Consider the following 22834-nt stretch of genomic DNA (forward strand, 5'->3'; position numbering starts at 1 on the left):
AAAAAGCCAGTTCAAATTGAACTGGCTTTTTATTATTTCGACTTAAATTAAGCTAAGTCAAAACGGTCAAGATTCATGACTTTTGTCCATGCTGCAACAAAGTCTTTAACAAATTTTTCTTTACCGTCGGCTTGAGCATAAACCTCTGCCAATGCACGTAAGATTGAATTAGAACCAAAGACTAAATCATTGCGTGTTGCAGTAAATTTAACTGCACCTGTTTTACGATCTTTGCCTTCAAATACTTCACTTGTTGAATCAACAGGTGCCCATACATTCGACATGTCGAGTAAGTTTGTAAAGAAATCTGTGCTAAGTACACCGACTTGCTGAGTGAATACACCATGCTGTGAACCATCCCAATTGGTGCCCAGTACACGTAAACCACCAATTAATGCAGTTAACTCTGGTGCAGTCAAAGTCAGTTGCTGAGCTTTATCAATCAATAAGATTTCAGCTGGTGTGCTGATACCTTCTTTCTTCCAGTTTCTAAAGCCATCAGCAGCGCCGAGTAATAATTGGAAAGTTTCAATATCAGTTTGACTTTGTAATGCATCTACACGACCAGGAGCGAATGGTACGCTAACGTTGAAACCTGCCGCCTGAGCAGCTTGTTCTACACCGATGTTCCCTGCAAGCACAATTAAGTCAGCCAATGATAATTGGGTTGATGCTTTGAGTTCTTCAATTTTAGTTAAAGTCTCAACAGCTTTTTTATTGACTTCCCAACCACGTTGAGGAGCTAAAGCAATGCGTGCACCGTTTGCTCCACCGCGTTTGTCTCCACCACGGAATGTTGATGCTGATGCCCAACCAAGAGAAATCAACTCACCGGCAGATAATCCTAATGCAACAATTTTTGCTTTTGCATCAGCAATACTTGCAGCAGATGGAATAGCGTTAGCGGCCGGTAATGGGTCTTGCCAAATTAAATCTTCAGCAGGAACTTCGGGACCTAAATAACGTGCTTTTGGACCCATATCACGGTGAGTTAATTTGAACCATGCGCGGGCAAAAGCATTTGCAAAGGCTTGAGGGTCGTTATGGAAGCGACGAGAGATCTTTTCAAATTCAGGATCAAAACGTAAAGTCAAATCTGTAGTCAACATTGTTGGCTTACGTTTAATTGACGGGTCGAAAGGATCAGGAATAATTGCCTCAGCATCTGCTGCTACCCATTGAATTGCACCAGCAGGTGAACGTTCTTGTACCCACTCGTATTTGAATAGGTTTTCAAAGAAGTAATTGCTCCATTGTGTTGGTGTCTGTGACCAAATTACTTCTAAACCTGACGTGATCGCATCTTTACCGACACCTGTGCCATAGCTATTTGCCCAGCCAAAGCCCATTTGCTCAATTGGAGCGCCTTCTGGATCGGCATGAACATGGTCAGCAGAGGCTGCACCGTGAGTTTTACCTAAAGTATGACCGCCTGCAATCAAAGCAACAATTTCTTCATCGTCCATTGCCATGTTGCCGAAAGTCGCGCGAATAAACGGCGCAGCTGATCTTGGGTCACCGCTAGCTTCTGGGCCTTCAGGGTTTACATAAATTAGTCCCATCTCGGTTGCCGCAAGATTACTGCCAGCTAAAGCTTCAGAGTTACGGTGAGCTAACCATTCTTTTTCATCGCCCCAGTTTACATCGTTGTCTGGTTCCCAAACATCTTCACGGCCTGCACCAAAACCAAAGGTACGGAAGCCAGAAGACTCAAGTGCAATATTCCCGGCAAGAATAAATAAGTCAGCCCATGATATTTTTTGACCGTATTTTTGTTTAACAGGCCATAGTAAACGGCGTGCTTTATCTAAACTTGCGTTGTCAGGCCAGCTATTTAAAGGCGCAAAACGTTGTTGACCACGACCCGCACCACCACGGCCATCACCCATACGGTAGGTGCCGGCAGCATGCCATGCTAAACGAATAAATAAGCCTGTGTAATTTCCCCAATCGGCTGGCCACCAATCTTGGGAATCGGTTAAGACATTTTTGATATCCGCTTTAAGTGCGTAGTAGTCAATTTTTTTAAATTCTTCACGGTAATTAAAATCTTTACCAAATGGATTAGAGCGTTCTGAATGTTGATTGAGTAAGTCGACGCGTAATTGATTTGGCCACCAGTGCAAATTAGTCGTGCCACCACCGACTGTTACTTGCGGTTTTGAGTTATGACCTGAAAAAGGACATTTTGATTCGTTTGACATGATTATATTCTCTCTGGGTAATATTTATTTGAGCTCTTAATGGAACCGAAAGCTCATTTTCCTGGACTTCTGGGTTAAAAAATGATGCTTATCGAATAAAGAAATGAGGAAACAAGTGGTGAGATAAACCGTTTAAAAAATTTTTCACTGTTATGTCAGCTCATCATTTTTATTCAACAATACATGAGTTTCCTTTGTTTATTATTCCTTCAATTTACTGCATGAAGGCTAAAAAACAAGAGGGAAAATGGTTCGACTTTTGCAAATAATGATGCATGGCATGAGCTCCTTAATCATTGAAACATCGCAATATCTTTCAATTTCGTTCTTTAAATATACTAAAATTTGATTGTTTATTTTTCAAATGGATTAAATTGTCTATATTAATAGGTAAAATCGATTTTAAGGGTTAAGCAAAATTGTTGAGTACGGTAAATGAGGATTTGAAAAAAGAAAAAACTAAAACTAGTTCAATTAAAAAGGAGAGTTAAAACTCTCCTTTTTTAAGTATTTATACGGTGACAAGGCGATTAGATTTAACCATATCCGCCAAACCATGCGTTTTAAAGTAATACTCAAGCCAGCTTTTTACAATAAGCGGGTTATTCATTTTCATGACATCATCAAGTAACTTTTGCGCATCTGTCATTGGTACATGGCATATTGCTTTACGCACACGCAAGATATTGCTTGAACTCATAGAAAGGGTATTAAAGCCCATTGCCATTAGTAAGATTGCTGATAATGGGTCACCCGCCATCTCACCACAAATACTTACCGGTTTTTGGTATTTGTGACATTCCTTCACCAGTCGAGTCAACGCACGCAAAATAGATGGATGGAAGTGTGAATATACGCTAGCCACATGCGGATTATTACGGTCTACCGCAAGTAAGTATTGAGTTAAGTCATTTGAACCAACCGAGAAGAAATCGACAAGTTCAGCAAACTCATCAATTTGTAGCAGTACACTTGGTACCTCTACCATAATCCCGATTTTTGGTTTAGTAATTTTAACTTGCTCTTCTTCTTGCACGGCTATCCAGTCTCGCTCAAGTAAATAAAGTACTTCTTCGACTTCACTTACTGTTGTCACCATTGGCAATAGAATATGCAAGTTATTTAAACCAATACTGGCTTTGAGCATTGCCCGGATTTGTGCTGAGAAAATCTCTGGATGATCGAGTGTAAAACGAATACCGCGCCATCCTAATGCCGAGTTTTCTTCTTCGATACTGAAGTACGGTAAATCTTTATCGGCACCAATATCGAGGGTTCGCATTACCACTGGTTTATTGGCAAAGTGACTCAACTGTTGGCGGTAGATTGCACGTTGTTCTTCTTCACCCGGGAAACGTTCCCGTAACATGAATGGAATTTCACTTCGGTATAGACCTACACCTTGCGCGCCGCGTTGTACGCCGCGAACAACATCAATCATGAGACCCGTGTTTACAAAAAGCTGAACAGAAACCCCATCAGGAGTAATCGCTTCTTTGGTCTCGTATTGTTTGAGATCTTTTGCGATTTGCTCGTCTTCTTTTTGAATTTCTTTATAGCGTTGGCGTAAACGACGTGGAGGGTTCACAAAAACACGACCCTGATAGGCATCCACAATCATTTCCGCGTCATCAAGCGTATTTACAGGCAGTTCGGTTACACCAACTACAGTTGGAATACCTAATGCGCGTGCCACAATCACCATATGTGAATTAGCTGCACCTTCTGAGGTTACAATAGCAGCGATATTATCGACCGGTAACTCGACGAGCGCAGCAGTACTAATTTCTTCACCAATTAAAATACTGTCTGGACTGAGTTCACGGTGGCTAGAATCTTCTTCTTGTAAACACGCTAAAATACGTCGGCCTAAATCTTTAAGATCGGAAACGCGTTCGCGAAGATAGTCATCTTCCATTTGCGCAAATAGGGCAGTGTGCTTTTCAATTACACGACGTACAGCACCTTGTGCCCAATGACCATCACGAATCAGATCTTTAATTTCTGCGGGTAATGCATTTTCATCTAGCATTCTTAAGAAAACACTAAATAAAGCGCGTTCTTCTGCCATGAGTGAATCATGCATTTTTTCGTCTAAAGAACGAATTTCTGAACGAACTGATGAGATCGCTTGATCTAAAAGGCGAAGTTCATGGCTAATATCTTCTGCTTCACGGTCAGGGACAGCACCCAAATCGGCAGGTGGATATAAAATGATAGCGCGGCCTAAAGCAACACCGCCTGCACCTGAAGCGCCTTGGAAGGTTTTATAGGCAGGTCCATTGCTTGGTTTACGAAATACATCGATGTTACCAACCGCGTGAGCATGTGCAATTACCCCGGAAAGCTGTGCACATAGCGTAACTAAAAAGGACTCGGCTGCTTCGCTAAAATCTTGAGGAAGTCTATTTTGGACGACTAAAACACCCATAACCTTACGACGGTACATGACAGGTACGCCGAGGAATGAGTTATAAATTTCTTCACCCGTTTCAGGTAAATACAAGAAGCGCTCATGCTTTGGTGCATTGTCAAGGTTAACAATTTCTTCACGTTGCCCAACCAAACCGACCAAGCCTTCACCTAACTGCAATGAGACATGGCCAACAGATTCTGGATTTAAACCTTTTGAGGCCATCAAGACATAGCGCTGGTTGCGTTCATCGAGTAAATAAATAGAGCAAACATCCACTTTCATGGCCTCAGCAACCTGATTGACCATAATGTCTAACGATTCATGCAAACTCACGGACGCATTAATCTCTTGGACAATGCGTCTTAGAGTGTCGAGTTGCATGTTTGACATGGATGTATACTCCAGTATTTTTTAGACTATGAATGTATTTATAACAGCACTTTTAATAAAAATCATTTGCTAGATAAATGATTTTTAGGGTAATTGTTGCAACGGCAACTGTGTACACAACTCCACCATGGCTTTCCGGTAAACATCACGCTTGAAGTTCACCACTTGACCAAGAGGATACCAATAGCTAACCCACTGCCATTCATCGAATTCGGGTGGGTCAGAGAGGTTTAACTGAATATTTTTTGCAGGCGCAGTTAACTTCAGTAAAAACCATTTTTGTTTCTGTCCAATACATACGGGGTCAGAGTCTGACCGAATGTACCGATGTGGCAAACGATAACGCAGCCATCCCTTGGTTTGCGCAATAATCTGGACATGTTCGGGCAATAAGCCGATTTCTTCTCTCAGTTCTCGAAAAAGTGCCTGTTCAGGTGTTTCTCCAAACTGGATGCCTCCTTGTGGAAATTGCCAAGCATTGTGACCAATGCGCTTTGCCCATAAAACCTGTCCATCATCGTTTGCCAAAATGATCCCGACATTGGGTCGGAAACCTTCTGAGTCGATCATTTGGCTACCTAAATATTTATCTATATCGTTGACTTTAATCGCGGGGACAAACACTTTTTTATGTCCAGCTCGAAAAGATCAAAGTAAAATGTTTAAATTGCTACGATCTTAACGAATTTCTATCGACTAGCGGAGATAGATTTACATTTTTTTTCTTAAATTTCAGTTTAAACGAGAATTTTCATGAAACTGGCGTTGTTTGATTTAGACCATACCTTGTTAAATACCGATTCAGACCACTCGTGGGGTGAATTTTTAGTCAACGAAGGTTTGGTTGATCCGGTTCATCATCGTCAGATGAATGATAAATTTTATGAAGATTACAAAGCAGGCCAACTTGACCCATATGCTTATAATGAATTCGTTTTCGGTTTCTTAACAAAGCATGACAATAGCTACTTAACAGAGCTTCACCAATTGTTCATGCAAAAAGTGATTCGTCCACAAATGCGCCCTAAAGGTTTCGATGCGATTAAGAAACATCAAGACTTAGGTCATACCATTGTGGGTATTACGGCAACAAGTGATTTTATTACCGCGCCAATTTTCCGTGAATTTGGTATTACTGAAATTTTAGCGACCAATGCCGAAGTGGCTGACGGCAAATATACTGGTAAAGTTGCGGGCTTGGCATGTTATCAAAAAGGTAAACTTGCACGTCTTGACGACTGGTTAGCAGGACGTAGCGTCTCTGAGTCTTGGGCATATTCAGATTCAATCAATGACCGCTTTTTACTTGAATATGCAACACATGCGATTGCGGTAAATCCTGATGATCGCCTTGAAAAGTTAGCTCAAGAGCACAATTGGGAAATTCAGGACTGGTCGATTTAAGATTGTAGAGTTGGAAGACCCATACGGTATTTAAGGTTTTCCAACTCTTCATTCATTAGGTTTAAATCATTCTTTTTATATCCTATGAAAATCCTAATCCAAAAATAAATATTGATAAGTTCAATAAAAATAAATTTAAAAAAGGAGGTAATAATGTCAAAAACACCACAGATTAAATTACCAGAACAACTTTGGAATAATCAAAGCATTGATTTAACACGTCATAGTTATCAAGGAAAATTACTGAGTAAAAGTGAGGGTTTTAAATTAGGTAAGACTCAACGGAAAAAAGTACCGCTTGAACAACTTTCAAAACTTTCCGAAAGGCCAGAAGGAACAACTGCTTTAACGATCTATGATTGGAGTAACCAAGGACGTTTAGAAAAACTCAAACCGATTCGTGCAAAACGGATGAGCGTTTCACCATTTACATTTTATCGTGGCATGCCTTCTTTGATGCTATTTGACCAAGTGTGGGAGCCACTAAATTCAGGTTTATTTCAACAGATTTGTGGTGATTGTCATTTAAGTAACTTTGGTGGTTTTGCAAGTCCAGAACGTAACCTGTTATTCGGAATTAATGATTTTGATGAAACTTTAGTTGCCCCGTTTGAGTGGGATGTAAAGCGTTTAGCAACCAGTTTTGTGATTGCAGCACGCGATATTAATCTTGCAGATAAAGTGGGTTTAAAGGCAGTTAAAATAATGCTGAATAGTTATCGTCAGCACTTATTAGAAAATGCAAAACTTTCGCCCCTACAAGTTTGGTATGAAAAAATTGATGCCGTTACCTTATTAGAAAATACTGAATGCCGAAAACTAAGAAAGAAAAGCGAAAAGGATCTTGATTCTGCGCAGAAAAAAACGGTGTACTCTGTATTGCCGAAGCTTACACAGCAAGACCAAGATACAGGCTTGCGTCATTTTGTAGATGATGCGCCGTTATTATGGCACCCAAATGCAGATGAACCATTTAGTAAAGATGTTGACGTATTCTTTAAACAATACCGTGACTCTTTGAAATATGATCGCCAAGTCCTTTTTGATCGTTATCAATGTACAGATGTGGCTTTTAAAGTGGTTGGTATTGGAAGTGTTGGTACACGATCAGCCATAGCATTATTTCAGGATGCAGATCGGGAACCATTAATTTTACAAATGAAAGAAGCGAATCCATCAATTCTTAGTCCGTTATTTGTAGAACAAGTAAATCACGAAGGTGAACGTGTAATACATGGCCAGCAACTGATGCAGGCCGCAAGTGATATATTTCTTGGGTTTTCCTCAATATCAACTCAACATTTTCATGTACGTCAGTTACGTGATATGAAAATCTCTTTTAATCTTAAGGATATGGATGAAGAGTATTTCTATAAGTATGCTGAAGATTGTGGCTTGGCTTTAGCGCATGCCCATGCAAAATCGGGAAATGCAGATGTACTTATAGGATATCTTGGAGAGGGCGATACGATTGTAGACGTATTACAAACCTATGCAGAAGAATATGCAGAGCGTAATCTAAACGACCATCAGCAATTTATGAATGAAATTGCTGATAGTAAGATTCAGCTCGCCGGAGATGATGCGCTTTAATAAATTATTTAACTTTCTCTGTGGCAGGCCAAATATTTGAATCAGGATTTTGTTGATGCCAAAGCTTGAATTGAGCTCGCCATTGTTGAAAAGGAACCGATAAAGTAGGTCGTGGGTCATCACTTAAGCTATAAGCCATGCCTTCTACCAGCCATTTAGGTTTAGTTAGCATTGCTATATTTCCCCATTCTTCTGCTTGTCGATGATGAATAAGCTCATGAGTGATATAGAAATCTTTCCAGCCTCGCGGTGCAACCAATAACCCCAAATTACCAACCGCTTTAGCGGCTGCTTTTTCCATACCAAAGGTATTTGCACATTGTGGAGTTGAGCAAAAAACCATAGTGGGTTGTTGATGAAAAGCACCTACTTTATCTTGGGTTTCTTGTAATGCCTGATTATAAAGTGTGTTCGCAAGAGGTTGTGTCTTTGGATCATCTACACAGACTTGACCATCACAATGTAACAATGAAAGGTGATGGGCGAAAATAACACGTATCGGTTTAAACCAAATAAATGTAACTAGAACTAAGATAGCTAAAGTTATAAATATATATAAACCGACTTTAATTATATTTGAATATGGATTCTTCACGATCATGAATCTTAAGCGAAAAGTATAAGGATAGTAGAGTAAAGGGTATATATTTACAGTATTATTTCTAATCAATATATAACTTTATTAATTAAAATAGCATGACTAAAAATAAGCGCACTAAAAGTAAAGGTAGCATGGTTTCTTTCAAGAATTTATAGATCAGCTCATTACCGCTATTTTTGGTGAGTTACTTATTTATATCATTGCTTTACTGTTTATGAGTGCACTTGGCGGAATTATTTTCGCTGCCATATGTTTCAGTTGGGGCGTTCTATTTTTACTACTACCTTTCGCGGCTTTGATTTATATCCTTGTTAAAAAATATAGCCATTAATACCGTTATTCTTGCATCATTTTAATCAACTCTTGCATGGCTCTAGATTGCGTACGTGCAGGGTGCCATACCATACCTAGCTGACGGTTCATCTCGACATTTAAATCGAGCTGCTGCATATCTTGATTCAATAAAGTTTTTGGTAAAACTGACCAACCTAAACCAATAGAGACCAACATACGAATTGACTCTAGAGGGTTATTACTCATAGTAATTTTCGGTTTAAGCCCCTGTTTTTCAAACTCGGCCAAGGTGATTTGGGCTGTATAAGTCTGTGCGGCAGGCAGCAAACTTGGATATTCGATTAAATCTTGCAAAGTGAGATTCTTTTGCTGTGCCAACGGATGAAATGGCGCAGCTACAAAAACTAAAGGATCATTCCAGATGGTAATGTAGTTAAGACGTTCATCACCTGAAGGTGGAAGTGTTAAAAATGCAAGCTCTAAATCACCAGCAAGGACCTGTTCATGGGCTTGTTCTGAGTCAACAAAATGTACGTCTAAAGTGACTTGTGGAAACTGCTGAACAAAGTGTTTAAGTGGAGCAGGTAAGTGGTGCAAACCGATGTGATGACTCGTGCCAATTTTTAAACGGCCTTGTATTTGTGTTTGTTCATGACTTAGCGTGTGGTGAATATCTTTAAGTTCATTTAACCAGCTTTTGACTTTTGGTAATAATGAATGCGCAGCATGAGTGGCTTGAACCCCACGTCCTGCCGACTCAAATAGTTTTACGCCAAAGTATTCTTCTAGGCTATGAATACGTTTGGTAACAGCAGGTTGGGTAATAAAGAGTTGATCTGCAGCCACAGAGATAGACCCTGTTTCCATAACTTTTACAAAAGCTTCAAAGGCTGCAAGATTCATAATACAACTCTACTTGGGATAGAAAAATCGAGAGAGGCTAAAGTCGCCAAGCCAAAATCGTATCATGCTTGCAGCCAAACGTTCTATAAACTTGTGATTTGGCGTATTAATCTTAACCTAAGCAGTTGTCTCTTTTTCGTTTAAAGCTGAAATACGACGGTCTTTTGCTGCCCATACTTTTTCATGAAAGAAAAAAGCAAATGCTTGTACGGTTGGTTCTAACATACTTAAGGTTAAAGCCATCCAAATGTTACCTGTTACAAAGTACGCGACTAGCATTGCTACCGTAATATGCATAATGTAGTAACTTAAGGTTTTCTTTAATGTACGTTGGTTTTTTAAAACGAATTTTTGAATATTAGCCATCATCATTCTCTCTACCTATATTTGATATTTTTAGTATAGAGATGAGAGTATAAGATTAAAAATGGATTATGCAAATGATAATCATTAACAAAACCGATTTAAATATTTTTGAACAATATAAATAAACACGGGAATGATTCCTAAAAGTTTTCTAATTTATAAAAATGATAAATTAGATTTATGTGAAACTCTGGCTATAATCGAAGAAAGATTAGAATTACCCAGTCCAATGGAGCAAGACGACATGGCAGGCAAAACTTTATATGACAAATTGTGGGATGACCACGTAGTTACAGAGCGTGATGATGGTTCGTGCTTACTTTATATCGACCGTCATTTATTGCATGAAGTAACAAGTCCACAAGCATTTGAAGGTTTGCAACTTGCGGGTCGTCAACCGTGGCGTTTAAGCGCAAACGTAGCTACACCAGACCACAACGTTCCAACATCTAAAAAAGAGCGTGATCAGGGCATTGCAGGTATTGAAGATGATACATCGCGTATTCAGGTTCAAACCTTAGATGATAACTGTAAAGCATTTAATATCGTTGAATTTGGTATTAATGATATTCGCCAAGGTATTGTACATGTTGTTGGTCCTGAACAAGGCTTAACTTTACCGGGTATGACGGTGGTATGCGGTGACTCGCATACAGCAACTCACGGTGCCTTTGGTTGTTTGGCACATGGTATCGGGACATCTGAAGTTGAACACGTTTTAGCGACACAATGTTTGATTCAGAAAAAATCAAAAAATATGTTGGTTCGTGTTGATGGCGTTTTAGGTAAGGGCGTAACACCAAAAGATGTGGTGTTGGCGATTATCGGTAAAATCGGTACCGCAGGCGGTACGGGTTACGCAATTGAGTTCGGTGGTCAAGTTTTCCGAGATATGTCGATTGAAGGACGTATGACGGTATGTAACATGGCGATTGAAGCGGGTGCACGTGTTGGTATGGTTGCAGTTGATGACAAAACCATTGAATATGTAAAAGGCCGTAGCTACGCACCAAAAGGCGAGCAGTGGGAACAAGCGGTTACTTATTGGAACACTTTACATTCAGACGATGATGCTGTTTTTGATGCAGTTGTTGAGTTAAATGGCGCAGAGATTGAACCACAGGTATCTTGGGGTACTTCACCTGAGATGGTAATTCCAGTATCTAAAGCTGTACCTACTTTAGAACAAGCGAAAGATGATGTACAACGTAGTGACTGGACACGTGCGTATCAATATATGGGGTTAAACGCAGGTCAGGCATTGGCTGAGATTCAACTTGACCGTGTATTTATTGGTTCTTGCACTAACTCACGTATTGAAGATATCCGTGCTGCTGCTGAGGTGGTTAAAGGCCGTAAAGTGGCTTCTAGCATTAAGCAAGCGATGATTGTTCCGGGTTCTGGTTTAGTGAAACAGCAGGCAGAAAAAGAAGGTTTGGATAAAATTTTCTTAGAAGCTGGTTTCGAGTGGCGTGAACCGGGTTGTTCAATGTGTTTAGCCATGAATGCAGACAAGTTACAACCCGGCGAACACTGTGCATCGACATCAAACCGTAACTTTGAAGGTCGTCAAGGGAATGGTGGCCGTACTCACTTGGTAAGTCCGGCAATGGCAGCAGCGGCTGCGATTGCAGGTCATTTTGTTGACGTTCGTTCATTTTAATTCGGTCTGGAGCAAACCATGAAAGCTTATACAGTTGAACAAGGTATCGTTGCACCATTAGATCGTGCCAATGTTGATACAGATTTAATTATTCCAAAACAGTTTTTAAAATCGATTAAACGCACTGGGTTTGGCGACAACTTATTTGATGAACTTCGTTATTTGGATGAAGGTTACCCAGGTCAAGATAACTCGGTACGTCCAAAAAATCCGGACTTTGTTTTGAATCAACCACGTTATCAAGGGGCAACAGTTTTAATTGCTCGTACGAACTTTGGTTGTGGTTCAAGTCGTGAGCATGCACCTTGGGCATTAAACGAATATGGTTTCCGTACCGTTATTGCGCCAAGCTTTGCTGATATTTTCTTTAATAACTGTTTTAAAAACGGCATGTTACCAGTTATTTTATCTGAGAATATTGTTGATCAGTTATTCAAAGAATGTGCTGCGAATGAAGGATATCAATTAACAATTGATTTGGCTGCGCAAGAAGTTCGTACACCAACAGGTGAAGCATTTAAATTCGAAGTGGATCCATTTCGTAAGCATTGCTTGTTAAATGGCTTGGATGATATTGGCTTAACTCTTCAAAATGCGGACGCAATTCGCGCTTATGAAGAAAAAACCAAACAGGTTCGTCCTTGGGTATTCCAAGAGATAAATTAACCTTTTGGTACATTTTAAACATAGTCATGGCGTCGTGTTCAAACTCTTGCTAACATGCTAAAGCATAACAACAGCTTAAAATTATGCACTAGATGAGGATTGGGCTTGAACAATGAAGAGGAACGTTACTCATAGCTTTTTGTTGGGCCTGTGCGCAATAACACTAAGTGCTTGTCAGAGCACTTACAATGTAGTGGATACTGTTCGTATTAAGCAGGCTGAACAAGAAAATTTGGGACAGAATGCAGCAATATATTGTTCGGGCGCAAAAAGTTGCGAATTTGAACGGCTAAATGATATTACTGTTGTTGATGCACAGACACGTCGTATTAGTAATCAGGCAATTCATCAAGGAATTGTGAGATTAAATGGTTCGGTGTTAAGTCAAAGCAATAGTTTGTATTTATCTGTGCCTGCCAAACAATATGAAGTGGTGATTCGTTACTATCCGATTTCTCCAGATCGGGCAGAAACCATCCATGTTATTCACCAATTCAAAGCCAACCATCGCTATATGTTTAAAATGTACCGAGACAAATCTAATCGTTCGGGTAGTTTGCTGAATGTTTCTGTACCAGATCCATTATGTGTTGACTTAGAGCAGGATGGGCGTGTAATTCGCCGTTTTTGTCGACCATTTGATGTAACCACAGGACTCGGTGAATTTCTCGAACAGAAAAAACTAACACCACGGCAGTCATAACACTGTCTTGTCTTTGAAAATGGAAAACTTCATGTCTAAACAGATTTTAATTTTGGCTGGCGATGGGATTGGTCCTGAAATTGTTGGGGCAGCAGAAAAAGTATTAAATAAAGTAAATGAAAAATTTAATTTGTCTTTGACTTGGGAACATGGCTTGTTAGGTGGAGCTGCGATTGATGCTTATGGAGAACCATATCCAGCTGTAACAAGTGAGCAAGCCAAAAAAGCTGATGCCATTTTATTAGGCGCCGTTGGTGGACCAAAATGGGACACTATTGAACGCTCTATTCGCCCTGAACGCGGTCTTTTAAAAATTCGTAGTGAACTTAACTTGTTTGCTAACTTGCGCCCAGCGATTTTATACCCACAATTAGCCGATGCTTCTAGCTTAAAGCCTGAGATTGTTGCTGGTTTAGATATTTTAATTGTTCGTGAATTAACTGGTGGTATCTACTTTGGTCAGCCACGAGGTATTCGTGAACTCGAAAATGGTGAAAAACAGGGCTATAACACTGACGTTTATTCTGAGAGCGAAATTAAGCGTATTGCAAAAGTTGCTTTTGAACTTGCAGGATTACGTGGCGGTAAAGTGTGTTCTGTAGATAAAGCAAACGTTTTAGAAGTGACAGAGCTTTGGAAGCAAACGGTTACTGACTTACAGCAAGCGAACTATCCAAATATTCAGCTTTCACATATGTATGTGGATAATGCTGCTATGCAACTTGTACGTGCACCTAAACAGTTTGACGTAATCGTTACAGGTAACTTGTTTGGCGATATCTTGTCTGACGAAGCAGCAATGCTTACAGGCTCAATTGGTATGTTGCCGTCAGCTTCTTTAGATGAAAATGGCAAAGGCATGTATGAACCTTGTCATGGTTCGGCGCCTGATATTGCGGGTCAAAATGTGGCAAACCCTTTAGCAACCATTCTTTCTGTTGCAATGATGCTTCGTTATACCTTCCGTGAAGAAGCTGCTGCTAAAGCAATTGAAGATGCGGTAGGGCAAGTACTTGATCAAGGTTTCCGTACAGCCGATATTATGTCTGAAGGCATGACTAAAGTAGGTACAGCCGAGATGGGTGAAGCAGTCGTTGCTGCTCTTGCTTAATCGCTACTTTGCTAAAAAACGCAGCTTCAAGCTGCGTTTTTTTATGGTTGTGTTTAGCAAGCTTTACCTTCGTATTGAATAGATTCAGCAATGTCATTTTTAAGCTGAAAAATAACTTTGCAATTAAAATTAACATCGTAAGAGTTGCTCCCTATTGTCCCCGATTGAATAGGAACTGGATTACCACCCATCTCTACATTACTCACCATAGGAATGGGAATACTTAATGGCCGTAAAATCGTGTAGATGAGTTGATTTGATGTTTTTTGTGGAACATGCGCAATTTGAAAGCCAAGACCGCGTAAGTTTAGTTCTTGTTGAATGGTGGTCGATGATTTGCCCAGAAAGCCTTTTAAATATTCTTGTAAGTCGACAGATTGGCGTGGTTGAGTTGCGCAACCGTTCAAATAAATAGACATCACTGAGAGCAAGGTTATTCGGCATAGGTTCGATATATTCATTTTTCTCTCTATCAAATTATATTTATTGTTAGATAACGGTAGGTTGGATTGCCTAGCTTGTAAAGAAAAAAAGGAAGTTTATGATAAATGGAGGATGAGTTTATCTAGCAATTCATACTCATATCTGAAAGGCTTTATAATTATTTTGCAAAAAACTTAAGGAAAACATGATGAAAAAAATACTTTTAGCACTTTTATGCAGCTTTGGAGTAACAGCGGCATATGCCGATAATTGCGACACTACTCGTAATACCTATGATGATATTTACTGTACAAATAAAATCTATGCGAGTGCTGATGCGGATCTAAATAAAAATTATCAGGCATTAAGAGCAAAATTGAATGCGGCGCAAAGAAATACGCTTAAGAAGTCTCAGCTTGCGTGGATACGTCAACGTGATGCTGAATGTACAGATTCAAATAGAAATAGTGTAGACGTGCAGTGTCGTTTACAGACAACGCAGGAAAGAAACCATTGGCTACAAGAAAGATTGCGTGAATGCCAAACAGTTGGATGTAAGTCTAGTCGATTAAGTGAATAAATAAAGCAATAAAAAAGCCACATCATGAAGTGGCTTTTTTGCATTCACTAATTAGCGAGCACGGTACGTAATACGACCTTTAGTTAAGTCATATGGAGTCATTTCGACTTTTACACTGTCGCCAGTAAGAATACGGATATAGTGTTTACGCATTTTACCAGAAATGTGTGCAATAACTTCGTGACCGTTTTCAAGACGTACACGGAACATCGTATTAGGAAGCGTTTCGGTGACAACGCCTTCGAACTCAATGAGTTCCTCTTTATTGGCCATAGCCTACCTGATGATCAAATTGGAAAGGCGCAAATTATAGTCAATTTATTTAAAAAAAACAAGATAGACATCTTCTTGTTAAAGCATCTGGTTAAACTATGACTAGTAAAAAAAGATGTAATTTTTTTCACAAAACAACTCTAATTCTGTTGTCAGTTTGGTCAATCAACGCTAATCTAAAATCATAGTTATTAGGGACTGTTCATGCATAAAGAGTCAACAGCTCCTAAGTATCAATGAAGTATCTACATGGAAGGGCACTGCGTGGGTCAGCTAACAGATGCATCAGTTGTATTACGTTTTGGCTATCAAGCAATTCGTCGTGCAGGATTGCCAACAGAAGAAATATTAACTAAAGCGGGAGTCGCTTTAAATCAGGTCGATACAAATGCACGTACTCCGTTAAGTGCACAGTATGCCTTTTGGACTGCAGCTCAGGAAGTCAGTAAAGATCCAGACATCGGTTTGCATTTAGGTGAGCATTTGCCTTTGTACCGTGGTCAGGTGATTGAACATTTATTTATTAGTAGTGAAACCTTTGGTGAAGGCCTTAAAAGAGCTTTAGCGTATCAACGTCTAATTAGTGATGCATTTGATGCAAAGCTGGTTGTCGAAGATGGGCGTTGCTATTTAACCAATGGTGAGCAAGTGGGGGCTGATAACCTTGTGAATCGTCATTTTTCAGAATGTGCGATTTCTGGTGTGCTTCGATTCTTCAAATTTATTACCGAAGGTCAGTTTCATCCTATCTTCATCGATTTTAACTTTAGTGAAGGTGCTTCGGAAGATGAATATTTCCGAGTTTATGGCTGTCCGGTAAGTTTAGGGCAAAAAGAAACAAGGCTATATTTTGACCCTGCTATTTTAGACTTCCAGCTTTGGCAGGCGGAACCTGAACTATTGCAACTCCATGAACAGCTCGCAATTGAAAAGCTACAAGAATTGGCACGTTATGATTTGGTCGGTGAGGTTCGTCGAGCGATTGGTTCAACACTAGAAAGTGGAGAAACCACGCTAGAAACTGTAGCAGCACAATTAAATATTACGCCACGTCGTTTACGCACTCAGTTGAGTGAAGCGAATACCAGTTTCCAACAAATACTTTCTGACTACCGTTGTCGTTTAGCTAAAAAACTTTTGGCAAATACCAGTGAGAGTGTGGAGCGTATTGTGTATTTAACGGGTTTCTCCGAACCAAGTACGTTCTATCGTGCGTTTAAACGTTGGACCAATGAAACACCAGTTGAGTACCGTAAGCGTAAACAGCACCGCTAATAAAAATGGGTTAAGCCTACTCAGGTAGGTTTAACCAATGTGGCCCAAGTGGTGGTTGTGGTAAGTCAAACTGCTCGGGATAGTAACATTGAATAAAGTAGAGACCGTCAGGTGGAGCAGTGACTCCTGCCGCTTTACGATCTTGTGCTGCAAACATTGTATCGATATGGTCTATTTCATACATACCTTGACCAATTTCGAGTAAGCATCCAACAATATTACGCACCATATGGTGTAAAAAACCATCTGCTTGAATATCTAACACTAAATAGCGGCCATGTTCAAATAGACGACAATGCGTTACATGTCGAACAGGTTTATTGGACTGGCATGCTGCTGCGCGAAAGGTTTCAAAGTTATGTGTACCTTCAAATTTACTAGCAGCTTTAATCATCTTTTGCACATCTAGCTGTTGGTAAATGTGCGTGACCTGTTTATGTAAGAGGGCTGGTCGACAAGGAGCGTTATAAATAACATAGCGGTAACGTCGAGCCGTTGCTTTAAAGCGTGCATGAAAATTTTCATCCATCAATTTTATCCACTGAATGGAAATATCTTTAGCTAACTGGCTATTTGCTCCTCTCAACCATCCCATTTCTGGACGAATGGCGTTCGTATCGAAGTGTGCCACCATATTCGTTGCATGTACTCCCGCATCTGTTCGGCCCGCACCGTGAAGTGCAATAGGTTCATCTGCGATTTTGCTGAGTACACGCTCAATAGTTTCCTGAACGCTGGCAACGCCTGGCTGTTGTGTTTGCCATCCTCGATATTGAACTCCGCTAAACTCAATACCGACCGCATAACGTTGCATAGCTTTACCTCTATTTAATGCAAATTTTCATTCCAATGGCTGAGCCATTGTTCTGGGGTTGGGTATTTTAAATAGATTTGAAGTGCTTTTGCATAAAGATCTGCATGACTATGTGCATCATTAATGACAATTTTTGCAGTTTTGGCCCACGCACTAATTGCATAACGTTGGTCAATGCCACCAAATGTCACTTGTGTTGCCAAGATTGGTACACATCCATGAGCATAGAGTTCATCTAAGGTTGCCAATAGTTCAGGGTTAACTGCGATATTGCCTGTACCAAAGCCTTGTAACACTAAAAAGTGCGGTGGAGCAGGAAGTAAGTGACGTAACTGTTGTACCAAGTGCTGTGTTGAAATCGGTTGCATCATCCAGTTTAAAATCTGAAATGAAGCAGCTCGTTCAATTTGAGCATCTTGTACGATCAATTCATTTTGTTGAGGCGTAAATTCAACTTCACTACTTAAACCTGAAAATGCATCGAGTTCAGTTGTATGAGTTTTTAATGCAGTTTGTGCATGGAATACTTGATGATGGAATGCAAGATAAGCACCTACAGGTAAGCTAATCACTTGTTCTAATGCAAGATATAAGTTCTCAATTGCATCAGTGAATTCACGAGTATTATCACCTTGAACATTGAGTAACGGGTATTGGCTACCAGTAATCACAATATGACAGCTTTGGCCTAAAAAGCGAGCTAGGGTCGCAGCCGCATAACTGAGTGTGTCTGTACCGTGAATAACAACGAAATGCTGATAGCCTTCAAGTTGTAGTTGTTGTATGCGTTGAATTAGGCGTAACCAATCAGGTGCCGTACATGCACTGCTATCGACAATATTGGGTGCTGCAAAGCAGTCAACTGTTAAGTGTGGAGGTATCACTTTCTCAAGTTGAGGTAAGAATTGGTCATAAGGCATAGGTGCTAACGGCTCACCGACGCAGCCAAAAGTACCACCCATGTAAAATAAGGCTATTTTTTTCATATTTTTGCAGGCATAAAAAAGCAGTCATCTCTGACTGCTTATGGTAAATCGAACAGTTCTAAGAAGCTATGCGATTAAGTAGGTTTTTCGCATGTTGTTGTTGTTCTGTGTTGAATTTTTGCTCATTAGCCTGTAGTAAATTGCGCGCTGCTTGGTTCTCACCAAACTTGATATATTGCTCAGCCAGTTTTAAGTCGAGCTCACTTTCATTTACTTGTTTTAATTCTGGAAATACCTCTAGTAGTGGATCCTCTATTTGAGTTTGAGTAGCCTCTTTAGTTACTACATCTAGATGGTTTTGAGTTTCAATTTCTGGTGCTGTAACTAGTGCAGGTTCATCTAGCGAAAACTCAAGAGGTGCGATAGAAGTCGCTTCTAATGGTGCTTGTTCTATGAGTGTAAGTTCATCTAATGATGGAACTTGTTCATCAGATTTCTTTTCTGAAATTGAAGGATTTAAGTCAAGGTTAAAATCTAATGCATTGACGCTATTTTCTTGATTTGCTTTTACTTCTACTGCTTGAGTTTTTTCTTCATTTTCATGCAGAGGTGCCAAGTCAAAAGAAAACTCTAAATCAGCTAGTTCATTTGTTTCTTGAGATGACGAAACTTCTGGTATTTGCTGAGATGTTGATTGTTCTGGTTCCTGTACAGGTTGGCTGCTATTTTCTGTGGTCGCAGTTTTTTCGAATGAAAAGTTAAACTCTAAAGGTTCAACTTCAACAGCAGGTTCTTGTTTTACAGGTGTATAGTCTTTCTGCAAGTCATCAAAAGAAGCTTCAGAAGAACTTGTTGTTAACTGGTCAAACTGAGCTGTTGTATCAGGTGTATTTTTTGGCTCTTCATACGTTTGAGCCTGAGGAAAATCAATAGCATCAGGTTGTCTTGAAGACTCATATTCTTTTTGTCTTGCTTCTGCTTTAATTGCGATTTCATTTAATGCCAAGCTGCGAATATGGCTAATAAGTTGTTGAATCGCGAATTCATCTTTTTGAGCAATATGAACTTCAAGAAGTAATAAATACAATTCGTGCTGGGTATTGTCTTTTTTTAGTGCCTGATTGACTTGAGCTTCAGCCGCTGAAAACTGTTTTTCTTGAATGAGCTGTTGAATATTTTGACGAACAGCCTCAGGAACAGGACTACTTTGTGGAAGAGCAGGAGTGATTTCTTCAACTACATTGGCTTTACTTTTTTCACGCGAGCTTTTACTCGATTTGGCACCTGCTTTTTTGCCCGATTTTTTACTTATACTTTTTGGGGAGGTGGTCTCTTGTTTTTGGCCATTCTCGCGCTTTTTTAAAACAACGGCGACCACGAGTAATATGATAAACGGAATCACATATAACATTACTTTCCCCTTAAAAAATAAAATTTTGCAATATAAAGCGAGCTAACTCTGGTTTTAACTTAGTGTTTTTGCTTGTGAGTTTGTTGCTGTGCTTTTAATTGCTGCTGTAACTCTGCCAAACGCGCATTCAGAAGTTGAATACGTTGGTCTTTTAAACTTAAAGTTTGATTTAGTTTGGTTACATTCCTTTGTAATGTAACGGTTTTTTCTCGAGTTGTCATAACTTTTACTGCTAACTCAGTATTGTTTTGACCTTGTTGTGTGCTCTTTTTTGCACTTCCATGATTAGAATTTGGGCTGTTCTCTGCCACAATGCTCATTTCAGCTTGTTGCAAACGATATTTAGCTCGGCCAGAAGTAGGTTTTGCTAAGTTAGCTTCAGTTGATTTAGGTTTTGTATGAGGCGCTTTGGCTGTATTTGCTGCTGTTAAATTTAGTGAAATTCCCTGACGTAAACGGTTTACATCGCCTTGGATAAAAGCATGTCGATTTTGAGCTTGGATATCTCGCATGACTTTAGCCACAGGTTGTTTAGTTTGTGCTGCAATACGATTGGCAATAGACCATAAAGACTCATTACGTTGTACAACATATTTACCGGTAGGTGCTGGACCTTTATAGGTGCTTATTTTTTGCTTTGTTTGTGTATTTTTACTTAATAGATTTTTTTGTTGAGCAGGTTTAGATCGAGCTATTTTTTTGACTGTAGTGGCTTGATTGTCATTGTTCGTTTTGAGAGGAGCAACTGGTTGTTTGTCTACAGCAGATGGTTCTGTACTCATTGCTGCTATTGTTTGCTGTGGTGCTTGAGCTGAAGATTGGTCTGTAACAGAAGCCATAGGAGCAGAGCTATTTAAAGTTGGAGCAGCTCCAGTGCTAATACTTAGATTACGTTCATTAGCTGGAGTTTCTGCTACGGTTGTTGCTGTCTCAGCAGGTGTGTATCGAGTACTTTCCGGTAAGTTTAACGCGATGTCTTTTTCATTTACGATAAATTGCGGTGAAAGTGGACTTTCATTAGCAGCAACCTTTTTTATAGGCGATGGCTTTAAAACGGTTTTAATATGTTGAAGACGAGTTGCATTACCTTCACTGACTTTTACGACAATATTTAGTTCGGGATCAATAATAGGGCGGGATGAGGTAATCACAATAACGCCAGAACCTTGGCCATTTTGGCGTGTATAAAAGTTCAGATTACCAGGAGGTTGGTGAGTGACTCCCAAACTATTAAGATCTTCTTGAGTGGCTAAACTGACTTGTAATGGGGTATTTGGATCCGCTTGCTGAAAATTCATTTCTGCATAAAGTAATTCCCCAGGTGCAGATTGAATTTGAATAGGATCTAATGTAATCGCATAAACACAAGGCGAAGACATAATGGTGAAAATGGCAATTTTTAATTTGTTATATGCAGTCATCTCAATCCATGACCTGATCAGTCGTAAAGTCGTTCAAAATTATACAATAATGAAATGTAAATAAATTGTTAATTTTTCACAAACCAGTTACGGAAAAGCCGATCAAATGTGATCGGCTTTTTATTTTGACTGAATAATTCAGGTCAAATTATGAGCTTTTGTATTCTACTAAAATACGTAACATACGACGTAAAGGTTCAGCAGCACCCCAAAGTAGCTGATCGCCTACTGTGAATGCACCGAGATACTCTTTACCCATATTGAGTTTGCGTAAACGGCCTACAGGTACAGTTAAGGTACCAGTCACAGCTACAGGTGTAAGATCAGTCATTGATGCTTCACGTGTATTTGGTACAACTTTAGCCCACTGGTTTGAGTTACGAATCATATCTTCGATCTCATCAAGCGGAACATCTTTTTTCAGTTTGATGGTTAATGCTTGAGAGTGGCAACGCATTGCACCGATACGCACACAGTGACCATCAATAGGAACAATTTGAGAGTTACCTAAAATCTTGTTGGTTTCAACTTGACCTTTCCACTCTTCTTTAGATTGACCGCTTTCAAGCTGTTTATCAATGTAAGGAATCAATGAACCAGCAAGTGGCACACCAAAGTTCGCAGAAGGGAAGCCTTCACCACGTTGTAACTCAGCAACTTGACGGTCAATATCAAGAATTGCAGATTTAGGATCATCTAACAAAGTCTTGGTATTGTTGTACAAATAACCCATACCTGTTAACAACTCACGCATGTTTTGTGCGCCAGCACCTGATGCTGCTTGATAAGTCATAGCAGTCATCCACTCAACCAAATTATTTTGGAAAAGTGCGCCTACGCCCATCAACATAAGTGATACTGTACAGTTACCACCAACGAAAGTTTTAGTACCTTTCGCTAAACCGTCTTTAATTACGTTAAGGTTAACTGGATCAAGAACGATGATTGCATCATCAGACATACGTAAAGTAGATGCAGCATCAATCCAGTAGCCATCCCAACCAGTTGCTTTTAACTGTGGGAAAACTTCAGACGTGTAGTCACCACCTTGGCAGGTAATAATGACATCCATTTGCTTCAGACTGGTAATGTCTGTAGCTTCCATAAGTGCTGGGGCAGTCTTACCACCAAATGAAGGAGCTTCACCACCTGCATTACTGGTAGAGAAGTAGAATGGCTCAATATGAGCAAAATCATTCTCTTCAACCATACGTTGCATAAGGACGGAACCGACCATCCCGCGCCAACCGACCAGACCTACTTTCATGTCATTTTGCCTCGGTGCGTTAAAATTGTTAGGGGGAGTTGAGTGTATCAAAAGTGCTCACAACTGCAAGCGTTACAGAATCAAAACAGCAATTTTATTGAGTAGAATATCTTGTTTATGTTACATACAA

At 39.8% G+C, this 22834-nt stretch carries 21 protein-coding genes and 1 pseudogene; 9 read left to right on the forward strand and 13 right to left on the reverse strand.

Features of this window, described 5'->3' with window-relative positions; translation table 11 throughout:
* Window positions 1–47 precede the first annotated feature (47 nt).
* The 3 genes from katG to J582_RS14140 form a co-directional block, all read right to left on the reverse strand.
* Entirely contained in the window at window positions 48–2204 is a 2157-nt protein-coding gene (gene katG / locus J582_RS14130; protein ID WP_032048121.1) for a catalase/peroxidase HPI, read from the reverse strand.
* Between the two features lie 511 nt (window positions 2205–2715).
* Window positions 2716–5010, reverse strand: a complete 2295-nt coding sequence (gene ptsP, locus J582_RS14135; RefSeq protein ID WP_004710729.1) for a phosphoenolpyruvate--protein phosphotransferase — start codon at window positions 5008–5010, stop codon at window positions 2716–2718.
* A gap of 84 nt (window positions 5011–5094) precedes the next feature.
* Window positions 5095–5580: an RNA pyrophosphohydrolase gene (locus J582_RS14140; RefSeq protein WP_019458019.1), complete on the reverse strand. Its 486-nt coding sequence runs from the start codon at window positions 5578–5580 to the stop codon at window positions 5095–5097.
* Between the two features lie 183 nt (window positions 5581–5763).
* Between J582_RS14140 and J582_RS14145 the strand changes: the two genes are divergently transcribed.
* Window positions 5764–6414, forward strand: coding sequence for an HAD family hydrolase (locus J582_RS14145; RefSeq protein WP_032048122.1), 651 nt, complete (start codon window positions 5764–5766; stop codon window positions 6412–6414).
* A 153-nt stretch (window positions 6415–6567) separates the two neighbouring features.
* Complete coding sequence (locus tag J582_RS14150) at window positions 6568–8007, forward strand: DUF2252 domain-containing protein (RefSeq protein WP_032048123.1); 1440 nt, start codon at window positions 6568–6570, stop codon at window positions 8005–8007.
* A gap of 4 nt (window positions 8008–8011) precedes the next feature.
* Here the strand turns inward: J582_RS14150 and J582_RS0104735 are convergent, their stop codons facing one another.
* On the reverse strand, window positions 8012–8608 hold the full coding sequence (locus J582_RS0104735) for a hypothetical protein (RefSeq protein ID WP_032048124.1): 597 nt from the start codon (window positions 8606–8608) through the stop codon (window positions 8012–8014).
* Between the two features lie 95 nt (window positions 8609–8703).
* On the opposite strand from J582_RS0104735, the pseudogene J582_RS25985 reads away from it, so the two are divergent.
* Window positions 8704–8939 (forward strand): annotated as a pseudogene (locus J582_RS25985) (hypothetical protein).
* Between the two features lie 5 nt (window positions 8940–8944).
* Here J582_RS25985 and J582_RS14155 read toward each other — a convergent pair.
* Both J582_RS14155 and J582_RS14160 read right to left on the reverse strand, forming a co-directional pair.
* On the reverse strand, window positions 8945–9805 hold the full coding sequence (locus J582_RS14155) for a LysR family transcriptional regulator (protein ID WP_002053310.1): 861 nt from the start codon (window positions 9803–9805) through the stop codon (window positions 8945–8947).
* A 117-nt stretch (window positions 9806–9922) separates the two neighbouring features.
* A complete protein-coding gene (locus J582_RS14160) occupies window positions 9923–10177 on the reverse strand; it encodes a DUF2061 domain-containing protein (RefSeq protein WP_171073048.1) in 255 nt (84 codons plus the stop codon).
* 238 nt (window positions 10178–10415) lie between these two features.
* Between J582_RS14160 and leuC the strand changes: the two genes are divergently transcribed.
* The 4 genes from leuC (at window position 10416) to leuB (ending at window position 14314) form a co-directional block, all read left to right on the forward strand.
* Window positions 10416–11834 (forward strand): 3-isopropylmalate dehydratase large subunit, encoded by a 1419-nt coding sequence (gene leuC, locus J582_RS14165; RefSeq protein WP_004883416.1) that lies wholly within the window; start codon window positions 10416–10418, stop codon window positions 11832–11834.
* Between the two features lie 18 nt (window positions 11835–11852).
* Entirely contained in the window at window positions 11853–12500 is a 648-nt protein-coding gene (gene leuD, locus J582_RS14170) for a 3-isopropylmalate dehydratase small subunit (RefSeq protein WP_004883413.1), read from the forward strand.
* A gap of 112 nt (window positions 12501–12612) precedes the next feature.
* Window positions 12613–13203, forward strand: coding sequence for a hypothetical protein (locus tag J582_RS14175; RefSeq protein WP_004710709.1), 591 nt, complete (start codon window positions 12613–12615; stop codon window positions 13201–13203).
* 31 nt (window positions 13204–13234) lie between these two features.
* Window positions 13235–14314, forward strand: a complete 1080-nt coding sequence (gene leuB / locus J582_RS14180; RefSeq protein WP_032048126.1) for a 3-isopropylmalate dehydrogenase — start codon at window positions 13235–13237, stop codon at window positions 14312–14314.
* A gap of 53 nt (window positions 14315–14367) precedes the next feature.
* On the opposite strand, the gene J582_RS14185 is transcribed toward leuB, so the two are convergent.
* Window positions 14368–14775 (reverse strand): hypothetical protein, encoded by a 408-nt coding sequence (locus tag J582_RS14185; protein WP_032048127.1) that lies wholly within the window; start codon window positions 14773–14775, stop codon window positions 14368–14370.
* Window positions 14776–14942: 167 nt separating this feature from the next.
* Here J582_RS14185 and J582_RS14190 point away from each other — a divergent pair, with 167 nt between their 5' ends.
* Window positions 14943–15317 (forward strand): lysozyme inhibitor LprI family protein, encoded by a 375-nt coding sequence (locus tag J582_RS14190; protein WP_080593590.1) that lies wholly within the window; start codon window positions 14943–14945, stop codon window positions 15315–15317.
* A 51-nt stretch (window positions 15318–15368) separates the two neighbouring features.
* Here J582_RS14190 and infA read toward each other — a convergent pair whose 3' ends face one another.
* Window positions 15369–15590: a translation initiation factor IF-1 gene (gene infA / locus J582_RS14195; RefSeq protein ID WP_001284370.1), complete on the reverse strand. Its 222-nt coding sequence runs from the start codon at window positions 15588–15590 to the stop codon at window positions 15369–15371.
* Window positions 15591–15854: 264 nt separating this feature from the next.
* Here infA and J582_RS14200 point away from each other — a divergent pair, with 264 nt between their 5' ends.
* On the forward strand, window positions 15855–16865 hold the full coding sequence (locus J582_RS14200; RefSeq protein WP_004710706.1) for an AraC family transcriptional regulator: 1011 nt from the start codon (window positions 15855–15857) through the stop codon (window positions 16863–16865).
* A gap of 16 nt (window positions 16866–16881) precedes the next feature.
* On the opposite strand, the gene truA is transcribed toward J582_RS14200, so the two are convergent.
* From truA to asd, 5 genes are all read right to left on the reverse strand, one after another.
* Window positions 16882–17679, reverse strand: a complete 798-nt coding sequence (truA, locus tag J582_RS14205) for a tRNA pseudouridine(38-40) synthase TruA (protein WP_016803637.1) — start codon at window positions 17677–17679, stop codon at window positions 16882–16884.
* Between the two features lie 14 nt (window positions 17680–17693).
* Window positions 17694–18665: an asparaginase gene (locus J582_RS14210; protein WP_022575806.1), complete on the reverse strand. Its 972-nt coding sequence runs from the start codon at window positions 18663–18665 to the stop codon at window positions 17694–17696.
* Window positions 18666–18723: 58 nt separating this feature from the next.
* On the reverse strand, window positions 18724–20016 hold the full coding sequence (locus J582_RS14215) for a hypothetical protein (protein WP_032048128.1): 1293 nt from the start codon (window positions 20014–20016) through the stop codon (window positions 18724–18726).
* A gap of 59 nt (window positions 20017–20075) precedes the next feature.
* Entirely contained in the window at window positions 20076–21437 is a 1362-nt protein-coding gene (locus J582_RS14220) for a FimV family protein (protein WP_032048129.1), read from the reverse strand.
* 148 nt (window positions 21438–21585) lie between these two features.
* Window positions 21586–22704, reverse strand: coding sequence for an aspartate-semialdehyde dehydrogenase (gene asd / locus J582_RS14225; protein WP_002053322.1), 1119 nt, complete (start codon window positions 22702–22704; stop codon window positions 21586–21588).
* Window positions 22705–22834: the final 130 nt, after the last annotated feature.

The sequence above is a fragment of the Acinetobacter sp. 1566109 genome, from assembly GCF_000582255.1.
Lineage (GTDB): Bacteria > Pseudomonadota > Gammaproteobacteria > Pseudomonadales > Moraxellaceae > Acinetobacter > Acinetobacter nosocomialis.